At 43.8% G+C, this 10,862-nt stretch carries 12 protein-coding genes; 8 read left to right on the top strand and 4 right to left on the bottom strand.

Annotated elements, in window-relative coordinates; translation table 11 throughout:
* Positions 1-80 precede the first annotated feature (80 nt).
* Genes VIN08_RS07780 through VIN08_RS07770 form a run of 3 tightly spaced genes read right to left on the bottom strand, consistent with a single transcriptional unit; the run spans position 81 to position 1,799 of the window.
* Positions 81-215 carry a hypothetical protein gene (locus tag VIN08_RS07780; protein ID WP_331962733.1) on the bottom strand — a complete coding sequence of 45 codons (135 nt, stop codon included), beginning with the start codon at positions 213-215 and terminating at the stop codon, positions 81-83.
* Positions 216-249: 34 nt separating this feature from the next.
* Positions 250-537, bottom strand: a complete 288-nt coding sequence (locus tag VIN08_RS07775; protein WP_331962730.1) for a hypothetical protein — start codon at positions 535-537, stop codon at positions 250-252.
* 8 nt (positions 538-545) lie between these two features.
* Complete coding sequence (locus VIN08_RS07770) at positions 546-1,799, bottom strand: competence/damage-inducible protein A (protein ID WP_331962727.1); 1,254 nt, start codon at positions 1,797-1,799, stop codon at positions 546-548.
* Between the two features lie 79 nt (positions 1,800-1,878).
* On the opposite strand from VIN08_RS07770, the gene VIN08_RS07765 reads away from it, so the two are divergent.
* From VIN08_RS07765 to VIN08_RS07730, 8 genes are all read left to right on the top strand, one after another.
* The gene (locus VIN08_RS07765; RefSeq protein WP_331962724.1) at positions 1,879-2,862 is read left to right on the top strand and encodes a hypothetical protein; all 984 of its coding nucleotides are present in this window, start codon (positions 1,879-1,881) and stop codon (positions 2,860-2,862) included.
* A gap of 65 nt (positions 2,863-2,927) precedes the next feature.
* Positions 2,928-3,482, top strand: a complete 555-nt coding sequence (locus tag VIN08_RS07760; protein ID WP_331962721.1) for an RNA polymerase sigma factor — start codon at positions 2,928-2,930, stop codon at positions 3,480-3,482.
* The gene (locus VIN08_RS07755; RefSeq protein ID WP_331962718.1) at positions 3,466-5,040 is read left to right on the top strand and encodes a hypothetical protein; all 1,575 of its coding nucleotides are present in this window, start codon (positions 3,466-3,468) and stop codon (positions 5,038-5,040) included. Before VIN08_RS07760 ends, VIN08_RS07755 begins: the two co-directional genes overlap by 17 nt.
* Before the next feature lie 7 nt (positions 5,041-5,047).
* Positions 5,048-5,188, top strand: coding sequence for a hypothetical protein (locus VIN08_RS07750; protein ID WP_331962715.1), 141 nt, complete (start codon positions 5,048-5,050; stop codon positions 5,186-5,188).
* A 46-nt stretch (positions 5,189-5,234) separates the two neighbouring features.
* Positions 5,235-6,503 (top strand): lactate 2-monooxygenase, encoded by a 1,269-nt coding sequence (locus VIN08_RS07745; RefSeq protein WP_331962713.1) that lies wholly within the window; start codon positions 5,235-5,237, stop codon positions 6,501-6,503.
* A gap of 92 nt (positions 6,504-6,595) precedes the next feature.
* Positions 6,596-7,318 carry a DUF4197 domain-containing protein gene (locus VIN08_RS07740; RefSeq protein WP_331962710.1) on the top strand — a complete coding sequence of 241 codons (723 nt, stop codon included), beginning with the start codon at positions 6,596-6,598 and terminating at the stop codon, positions 7,316-7,318.
* 46 nt (positions 7,319-7,364) lie between these two features.
* Positions 7,365-9,035: a phenylacetic acid degradation protein PaaN gene (paaN, locus tag VIN08_RS07735; protein WP_331962707.1), complete on the top strand. Its 1,671-nt coding sequence runs from the start codon at positions 7,365-7,367 to the stop codon at positions 9,033-9,035.
* A gap of 24 nt (positions 9,036-9,059) precedes the next feature.
* Positions 9,060-9,380, top strand: a complete 321-nt coding sequence (locus VIN08_RS07730; RefSeq protein WP_331962704.1) for a hypothetical protein — start codon at positions 9,060-9,062, stop codon at positions 9,378-9,380.
* 1 nt (position 9,381) lies between these two features.
* On the opposite strand, the gene VIN08_RS07725 is transcribed toward VIN08_RS07730, so the two are convergent.
* The coding region (locus VIN08_RS07725; protein WP_331962701.1) for a glycoside hydrolase family 32 protein at positions 9,382-10,862 on the bottom strand (1,481 nt) is incomplete at its 5' end.

Genomic DNA, 10,862 nt, shown 5'->3' with positions numbered 1-10,862 from the left:
GGATCAGTAATTTTGAAATAAAAGATAAGAGTATAGAAGCAGAACCTCGCAGTTCGTGAGATGAACTAACGGTTGGTCAACTACTTTTCGGAAGTTTTCTTCGGATCTTTTGATGCCTTCACGCGCTTGATAAATTCTTCGTGCGATATAAGTTTACCCGTCTTCAAACGCTCATTGATATCTTCTTCAGAGAATTTAACTATCGGCTGTTTCATAGCATTAAAAATACAAAATATGACCTTTCAAATCCTAACCACCACAATAGTATCTCTTAATCTCCTGTCGATTAAAAATTTTTGCCTGTCTAGATACCAAAATTTCATCACAAAGTTCAAAAGTATATTTGATAGGAATCATGGATTCTGAAAACCCAAACGAAACAAAAACAGGAAATATATCTCCTTCTTGTGTAACATCCCTTAATTTACTGTAAGGATCGAATAAAGATTCTTCCAACAATTTAGTACTTCTTATTCCTTCCAAATGCAGATCTACTACTGACAAATAACGATGATCAAAAATAAAATTAACATTCATACTAACATCTAACTGGATTTAGGCAAACTTAAACGAATTAAGTTTAACACAGCAAGCGATGCCATCTTTATATTCAGCAATCTCTCCTTTGATAATTGCAGTTTGCGCGTAACGGTTTGGTGTTTGTCGGAGTAAGCGATCCATACAGTACCAACCGGTTTCTCGGGTGTTGCTCCGCCCGGCCCTGCTATACCACTCGTGGCTACTCCTATATCTGTATTAAATTTAGCGCGAACAAGATTTGCCATTTCACGAATCGTTTCTTCACTTACCGCTCCATATTGTTCAAGCGTCTCCGGCTTTACTCCCAACTGTCGCATCTTAATAGCATAGTCGTATGGAATTATACTTCCCAGAAAATACGATGAACTTCCGGGCACACTCGTAATCATGTGCGACAAATATCCGCCGGTACAACTCTCTGCAACGGAGAGGGTAAGCTTTTGTTCAGCCAGTTTTCTGCCCAGTACTACTTCCAGCGGATCTTCCCCGTATCCATATATAAATTGACCAACACGGTCTTTTAGTTTTTCCGTAAGCGCATCGGTTTCTTTCACCAGCGCCTCCGTTGTATTTCCTATACCGGTAAGCCGTAATTTTACTTCTCCTAAGCTGGGCAGGTAAGCAAGTTTGATATGGGGCGGCAACGCATTCTCCCACTCGGCAATTTTCTCTGCCAGAAAAGATTCTCCTATACCTACCGTGCGTATTACTTTATGATGAATAGCCGGAGTCTGAAATGTTTTCTTCAGCTTCGGTATAACCAGATCGGTCATCATGCGCTTCATCTCGTGCGGCACGCCCGGCATTGACATAAAAACTTTTCCGTTGCGTTCAAACCACATGCCCGGAGCAGTACCCAGTACGTTGGTTATCTTTTCGCAACATACCGGCAACGCTGCCTGCTGCCGGTTTATTTCCGTAAGCTCGCGTCCGCGGCTGGTAAAGAACTCTGTAACTTCTGCCAGAGCCTCTTCATGTATCTTTAGTTCACAATTGAAATACCTGGCGAGGCAAGGTTTGGTAAGATCATCGTTTGTAGGACCGAGACCACCGGTGATCAATATAACATCCGCGCGTTTCTCTGCTTCAGCAAAGGCTGTTAGTATATCTTGTTCGGTATCGCCTACAGTTGTTTTTCGTATTACTTTGATACCCGCGTTGCTCAGTTCAACACTCATCCACTGCGCATTTGTATCAACTATTTGTCCGTAAAGAATTTCATCTCCAATAGTAAGGAGCTCTGCCAGAATTGTCTTCATAGATGTACCTGCAAAAATTTTAAACGTCTTCCAACGTTCTGCAAAGGAAAACAGTCTTACCTAATAAACAAATAATCCCATGAATACCATTCCTGCAAAAATTACTCACGTTATCCGGACGCTCCTGCTGGCGACCGTGATCATCGCGCTCTACTCGTGCGATGTGTTGGAAAACGATGCATCGCCCAATGAAAACCCGGTGGAGATCAGCGATCAGAAAGTATATGTGCTGCCTAACGGATCGGCCTATATTGATCTGTATTCAAAAGTAAAGACACTGGGCACGGTTAAACTGAATGTTTCCGGGCAACCCCGCCATGGCAACCTAACCGAACTCAGCAATGGATTTCTCCAATATTCACCGGATCATACTTTTCGTAAAGGAACCGATGCCATTGCCTTCTCAATTTACTCCGAGAGCAACCAGTTTATCCGCCTCGATAGCATTGTGATTATCGTAGAGAACGATACAACACAATTGCCCTGCGGCTACTATCCGCGCAACGACTCTACATTTAATGTTACCGGCACCGTAAGCATCCCGGTTTTGCAAAATGATATTCTCTGTGGCGACTCTTCTGATGTGATTCTCGAAATATATAGGCCTGCCACCAGCTTCCCTCCATACTATGGAACAGCTACCGTAGTGGGCACGCATATACAATATACTCCCAACAGCGCTTTCACTTCCGACAAGATCATTTACAAAGTATATTCTTCTACCGATACCACCAAAGTTGGCTACGGTGTAGTATATCTGTATAACGAAGCACCCTGCACAGTGCAGTTAAACAGCGACCAGTTTGATATACCTGCTGACACGGTAACTACTGACTCTGTTCGTCTCTATGTATTCAGCAATGATATACTTTGCCAGGATACTGCTCAGTATAGTTTCAGTATATCCAAAGCCCCGGTATATGGTAAAGCTACCATGCGCAGTCCTTATCGAATTGACTATAAACTTCTGGACACTACGGCTGCATACACGGATAGTCTACGCTATAAAGTATGCTACGGATCGCAATGCCAGGAAGCGAGCGTAAGCATAAATGTGCATTGATACGTATAGAAACTAAAACAACCCATACCCCGGTCTTCACTTTACGGTGAAGACCTACTCTGTTTATGCAGTATCAACACTTGCTGGAACGCTGTAAAAAGAAAGATGCATCGGCACAACGCATCTTGTACGACCTGTTCAAGGCTCGGCTCATGGGATTATGCCGCAGATACGCCAAAGACAGAGAAGACGCGAAGGATATGTTGCAGGAATCCTTCATCAAGATCTTCTCGAAAATTGAACAGGTAACCGATGCTACAAAACTGGAAAGCTGGATGAAGTCTGTTGCCGTGCGCACTGCAATCGATCACTATCATCGATCGAGAAAAAAAGATCAATCGCTCTATACATCTACCGAGTATGATGTAGCGGGTATAGATACGGAAGATATACTGGCCAACCTGTCGGACGAGTTTCTGATCACGGTGATCAATGAACTTCCCTCAGGTTGCCGCGTGGTGTTTAACCTGTTTGAAGTGGAAGGATATAACCATACCGAGATTGCTGCCTTGCTGGGAGTAACTGAAGGCACATCGCGATCACAACTGCATCACGCCAAGTATTTGCTCAAGGAAAAATTAAACCGGATTGGAATTAAGCGCTATGAAAAGCTTGCCTGAAAAAGATTTTTGGAACAACATCAAAACCCGCCTCGATAATTATACGGAAGACCCGGGCGATGATTGGGATGATATTGATGCGATACTCTCGCTGTCGCGCTACGATCATCGTAAGTGGTTTGAGTTTGGAGTTGATGTTCTTTCGGCAGCTATACTTCTTGCACTTTTCCTGTATTTTACTCCGGCTGAACCGACAAAAGATATAACGATCGATACGTCAGTATCAGTACAACAAAATATACTTCAGCAGTCCAATAGTTCGTCAGCATCAGAACAAAAGGAGCAGGCACAGGTTCCTGTAGTCTCTTCTCCTGCATTCTCAAATAGCGAGCAATCCAATAATGCTGTAGCCAGTGATGTGGTTGATATAACTCCGGCAGATGACAATTATCAACACGGCAACAACGGTCAACAGAAGATTTCTACATCAACTATCTCTTCATCAAAAAATATAGTACCACAGAAAAAAGCCACTCAAAATCACTTCACAGAGTCATCTCAAAAACTACATACCACTTCCGGGCTACACGCTACTGCCAAACGACAGCTATCTGGTAATGGTGTAACGACATCGAAAAACAGTTCAATATTTACTGATCGCACCAATACACAGTATAATACTAACACACAACAATCAAATAATACAATTACCCAAGAAAAGAACAATGATGCAAACAACACTATAAATACAGATACATCCAGAACAAGCAATATAGCTTCCAATAGCAGTCTAACATCCCAAAAATCACCGGACACATTTTACAATCAAACTGCATCTACGGACAACAACGGTTCAACTGAAATAACCGCGGCATCATCCGACAAAACGGAGAAAGATTCATTGCAAGCAGACACAAAAGAGAAAGCTGCATCCAAAGCAAAAAGCGAGGACATCAAAAAGAAAAGCTATTCTAAAAAATTCAGACCAGCAGTATACTTCACTTTATCGCCTACACTCGCCTATCAAAAAGTCACTCCTATCGCCAACGATCAGGTGGATGTTACTGGATTAAAGTCGGACGGTATATTCTCCGGCAATCGCGCAGGCTTCTCGTTCGATGCCGGCTTCCAGGTGCCTATACTCGCCAGGATGGAGTGGTATATAGGCGCTTCGTATTATCAGCAAAGCGAAACCATTACCTACGAATATAGTACGGGCAAAGTAACTACTATCGAAAATAACGATCCGCTGCACTATACAATCAAACCCGGCACAGCGCAGAGAGATTTCTCCTATAGCATGCGTAACGCAGGTATAGCTACCGGTATATTTTATCACCTGAAAACGGATAAGCTGATGCACAAGCTTGGTGTAGGATTGCAATACCAAAAAGGATTCAGGCAATCAGGTGAAGAAAGCAGCTATCAAAACTCAAGTTCCAGCTATTTCAATTATCAGATACTCTATCGCCTTGAGCTTACGGTGAACAACCGGGTAAATATATACCTCCAGCCAGGATTTACACACGCTATACGCGCCAATGAAAAACTGCAGGAGCCATTCACATTAAAGCCCTATCATGCAGCGATTGGTCTTGGGTTGATCTACCGGTTCTAACACATTCATGCGTCTCAACAATCATCGCCACAAAATGTGGCCAGGTATACTATTGCCTTTCAAGAAAATATTCCGGCAGGCTTTACTGATGCTGATCATTTTCCTGGTGCGACTAGCCACACTTGACACCTATAAAAAAGATGAATAGCGGAAGTCGCGTATAAAGAGTATTTTAGAGAATTGCATTTATCGCTATGAAATTCTCCGCTCCCGATTGGCAAAAAGAAATATACCTCAATGGCTTTGCCGGTATACTTCCGCAGGTAAATATCGACCCTGCATTACTGGAAAAAAATGCCAGGCGACACATGAGTCGCAAAGCATATGCCTATATAGCGGGCGGTGCCGGCCACGAAAGCACTATGCTCCAAAACCGGCAGGCATTTGAAAAGTATAGCATTGTGCCGCGCATGTTATGCGATGTGAGTCAGCGCGACACTTCTATCACGTTGTTCGGACAAAAAATTCCTTCACCATTTTTACTTTCTCCGGTGGGTGTGTTGGAGATGGTACATCGCGAGGCAGATGTTGCTGTTGCACGTGCAGCAGCCTCTATCGGTATACCCTATATATTCTCCAACCAGGCAAGCAAGCCAATGGAAAGTTGTGCGGCTGTTATGAACAATAGTCCGCGGTGGTTTCAATTATACTGGAGCCGATCGAATGATCTTGTTGCCAGTTTTGTGCAGCGCGCTGAGCGGTGTGGTTGCAGCGCGATTGTAGTAACATTAGACACAACGATGCTTGGTTGGCGCACGCGCGATCTTGAGCTGGCTTATTTACCCTTTCTGCAAGGTAAAGGTATAGCACAGTATACTTCCGATCCGGTTTTTCAAAAGATGCTGGACGAACCGGAAGATCGCGTACCGGTCGATCGCAAAATAACATTACAAAGTATAGCCGGTTTATTCAGCATGGTGAAGCACTATCCGGGGAATAACTTTATTCGCAAGTTAAAATCCGGAAGAGCTGTGAGAGCGGTGCAGAAATTTACCGCTACATATTCCAACCCGGCAACCACATGGAACGATCTCGCTTTCCTCCGGCAACACACCAAACTGCCGATCTTGCTAAAAGGTATACTTCATCCTGACGATGCCAGCAAAGCTATTGATTATGGATTGAATGGTATCATTATTTCCAATCATGGCGGGCGACAAGTGGACGGCTCTATTGCCACGCTGGATGCACTGCCTGCTATAGCAAATGTAGTTCGTAAACAAATTCCTATTATACTGGACAGTGGTATACGCGGGGGTGCCGATGCATTTAAAGCGCTTGCCCTGGGAGCTACTGCTATAGGTATTGGCCGGCCGTATGTATATGGACTGGCTATAGCAGGCGAACAAGGTGTTTATACTGTACTTCGCAATTTTATGGCTGACTTTGAATTGACAATGGCACTGGCGGGATGCAAAGATATTTCTGAAATAACACCGGAACGATTGCAACAAAACCGGTAATGGCTGATGCGATAAACGGACGGATAAAACTGCCGGATGTTCATGCTTGACCGTAGACTTTTCTTTACCTTTCATGCGAATTTAAAAAACGTATGAAACGATTTCTATCAACCATTTTAGTAGCATGTGTATTGACTGCGTGTACCACCGCGCAATTGAATCAGACAATGAGTGAAGTAAACAAGGCACTCAATACGGAAGCACCTTTAACTACTGCGGAAGTAGGCGAAGGATTAAAGGAAGCTCTTGTGAAAGGTATATCGAACGGATCGGATCTTGCCTCGCAACTCGATGGCTATTTTAAAAATCCGCGTATCAAAATTCCTTTTCCTCCGGATGTAAAGAAAGTGGAAGACAAACTTCGCCAGGTAGGACTCGGAAGCGAGGTAGATAAATTTGTGATGACCCTGAACCGCGGAGCAGAAGATGCAGCGAAAGAAGCAAAACCTATTTTCATAAATGCTATTAAACAAATGACGATACAGGATGCGTGGGGAATTTTGCGTGGATCAGAAAATGCGGCTACCGAATACCTGAAGCGTACCACAACGGCACAGCTACGCGAAAAATTTCAACCCGTTATTGCCAACTCACTGAACAAGGTAAACGCCACAAAATACTATAGCGATATTGTTACACAGTATAACCGCATTCCATTGGTAGAAAAAGTAAATCCTGATCTGAATGATTATGCTACGACCAAAGCTATGGACGGTTTATTCCTGTTGATTGCCGATGAAGAAAAGAAAGTCCGTCAGGATCCTGTTGCACGCACTACCGAGCTATTGAAAAAAGTATTCGGTTCGCAACAATAAAGTAAAGATCATTAACCCATAAGAGACCACTTAAACAACCAGCGTTATGTCACTTTTCAAAAAGCACAAGTCAGTTATTAACAATGCTATAAAAGCGTTGCACGATCGCGTTTTCTTTGCACAATATCCGGAGCAGCCAACGCCTGCGGTATACGGTGAAACGGCAGACGCAGACGCGCAGGCAAAATTTAAAGCATCGCTTGGAAAGAAATTCGAAGAACTGAAACAAACCAGTCCGGAAGATTGGATTGGTCAGGAAGAATCACCTTACCTGCAAGAGCCTCTGAAAATTTTGTATCCATACTTCTCAGTACAAACATTAACAGAGCGTGCAGGCAAAGCTTTTCACACCTGGCGAAAAGTTTCAGCAGACGATCGCGCTGGTATATTGATTGAATCGCTCGAGCGTATCAAAGCACGATTCTTTGAGATCGCGTATGCTACTATGCATACCACCGGGCAAGGGTATATGATGGCATTTCAGGCATCGGGCCCGCATGCTGCCGATCGCGCACTCGAAGCCATTGCAGCAGGCTACGAAGAGTTGCAACGCTTCCCTTCCAAAACGGTGTGGGATAAACCAATGGGTAAATTTAACATTCAACTCAACAAAGAATGGAGAGCTGTACCCAAAGGTATATCCGTTGTAATAGGCTGCTCTACCTTCCCCACCTGGAATTCTGTTACCGGTATATATGGAAGTCTGATCACAGGTAATGCTGTAATCGTAAAGCCTCACCCCGGAGCTATATTACCCATGGCTATTGTAGTAGCCGAGATACAAAAAGTATTAGCCGAAAATAATCTTGACATCAACATCTGTCAGTTGGCTGTTGATACTGTCGATAAACCTTTGGCAAAAGCATTGGCAGAACATGCTGATGTAAAACTGATCGACTTCACTGGCAACTCTGTTTTTGGAAGTTACCTGGAGACGTTAACGGGTAAAACTGTATTTACCGAGAAGACCGGTGTAAACTCTGTTATACTCGATTCGGCAGATGATATCGATAAAGCAGCTGCGAACCTCGCGTTCTCCATTGCTCTCTATAGCGGACAGATGTGTACGGCACCTCAAAACTTTTATATACCTGCAGACGGTATAAAGACCCCGGCCGGTATAGTTTCCTTCGATGCCTTTGCACAAAAACTTGTCGACAACATTAACGGTATCGTAGACAATCCGAAAGCCGGACCTTTTGTATTGGGTGCGGTGCAAAGTAAACTTACCTGCGAACGTGTTACGAACGCAGAAAAATTACCGGGCAAAGTATGGCTGAAGTCTCGCACGTTTGAGAACCCGTTGTTCAAGAACGCACGTGTAGCCACACCGGTAATTGTAGAGGTGGATGCATCGGGGAAAGATATATTCAGCAAAGAATTGTTCGGGCCGATCGCGTTGCTGATCAAAACAAAAAACACCGATCAAAGTATAGCATTAGCACAGGAAATGGCGCTGCATCACGGAGCTATATCGTGCGGAGCCTATACTACTGACGCTGCTATAAAAGAAAAGATCGCCGATGAAATGGCGCTGGCCGCTACACCTGTTTCATTTAACCTTATAGGTGGTATATATATGAATCAGAATGCCGCGTTCTCTGACTTCCACGTTACAGGAGGCAACCCCGCAGGCAATGCTTCATTTACCAATCCTGAGTATGTAACGAAGCGTTTCACCTGGGTGGGGCATCGCGAGCCGGTAAAAGTTGGTTGATTTATACTATATTTGGATAGCCCAATGACTAAATCAATCCATAAAGTAAACGTTATGCGCCTCGAAGAGAAAGTTGAGCAGCTCACAGAGTTGATGCCTGAGCTCGTGCCTACTATAGACAAATTATCACAATCACATGTAAAGCTGGAACGTACTGTGAATAGCCTGGAGCACATCATGGTGAAACAAGCTAAACTACAGGAACGAACCAATTTAGAAATGGCTGAAGCACGGCTTACAAACATGAAGCTGGCAGGCACCATCGAAAAATTTACCAAGAAAATAGACCGGATTGATGAATTTGATAAACGATTAAAGCGTATTGAAAAGATCGTTTTGAAATAAATTATTCCAACCAAATCGACTTCATTTTCCATACCTGAATATGGGTAGTAGCATTGCCGCCTTCCGAAAATTGTTGCAGGCTATATTCCGTAGATGTAGGAAATATTTGATCGGTAATAACTTGTTCTCCATCGTTGATATATACTTCAACGATGGAGTTATCTACAAAAACATGCAGCTTTAATTTACCCTGCTGGAATTTTACAGGCACTCGCTCAACACTGGCAAATGCTGTGTGAAAGGCTACATTCCCCGATCTTGTTCTATCGAAATATACTTCACTTTTCTTCCGGTCATATCCTATAACTGACTCTTCGTTTTTACCGGTAACTATTTTCAACCCAACGTGAGATGATGTGCTTTCTATCAGCTCATATTCAATTTCAAAGGATGTTTCCGGAAAAACTTTCCCTAACAGTTCGGATGGTATACTATCGCCACGCAAGGTGAGCAGCTCCTTCACAGGTCTTTGTACAATGCGATAGCCAGCCGGTGTATTGCGCAGGTATATTTCACGCGGTAGTGTCATGGCACTGCGCCATGGATGCGTAGGTATAGCTTGTCCGTAAGCCCAGTTGTTGGCCCAGCCTAACAGGATCGTGCGGCCATCGCGCTGTGGTATATTATTGAACGTTACCGCAGCGTAAAAATCTTTTCCATACTCCAGGTATAGCGGGTATTGCTTGGGATTCTCGGCTATAAATTTCTTTCCATCAAAATTACCGACAAAGTATTGCATGCCTACATACGCTGGCCCTTGCGGATGCGAGTTGGAAATAAGAAGCACCCATTTCTTTTTCGTTGGATTATCCAGCAACGGTACCTCTACCAGGTCGGGGCATTCCCATATCTTTGCCGTATCACCTATTGGACCAAATTCGCTGAGCAGTTTCCATTCTTTCAGATCTTTCGATTCATAGAACTGCGCCTTGAATTTATCCGGTATAACTACCGTCACAATCCACTTCTGTCCCGGTGCATACCAGAATACTTTGGGGTCACGAAAATCTTTCAGCTTTTTATCCAGCACCGGGTTATTCTCATAACGGGTAAATGTTCTTCCTTTATCTGCGCTATAGGCTATACTCTGATGCTGCAAAAGCTGCTGATTATTCTTATGAACGTGCGAAGTATACATGGCTACTATACCGCCTTCGCCATTCTTAAAAAATCCGGAAGTATTGGCGCTGTCAACAACAGCGCTTCCGGAAAAGATCATGATACTATCGCCCGAAACCTTGTCGGTATATTCACGCAACGCCACCGGCAAGTGCTCCCAATGCAGCAAGTCATTGCTTACGGCATGGCCCCAGCTCATGTGTCCCCATACATTCGCATAAGGATTGTATTGATAAAATAGATGGTACTCACCTTTGAAATATACCAGGCCATTAGGATCGTTCGTCCAGTTTTGTGCAGGCGAAAAATGATACGCTGGTCGGTATTGCTCGGTATAGGCTGGCTTGACAGAATCTGCAGCGA

The sequence above is a fragment of the Ohtaekwangia sp. genome (genome assembly GCF_036568665.1).
Taxonomy (GTDB): Bacteria; Bacteroidota; Bacteroidia; order Cytophagales; family Cyclobacteriaceae; genus Ohtaekwangia.
This window is presented reverse-complemented; position numbering and strand designations above follow the sequence as displayed.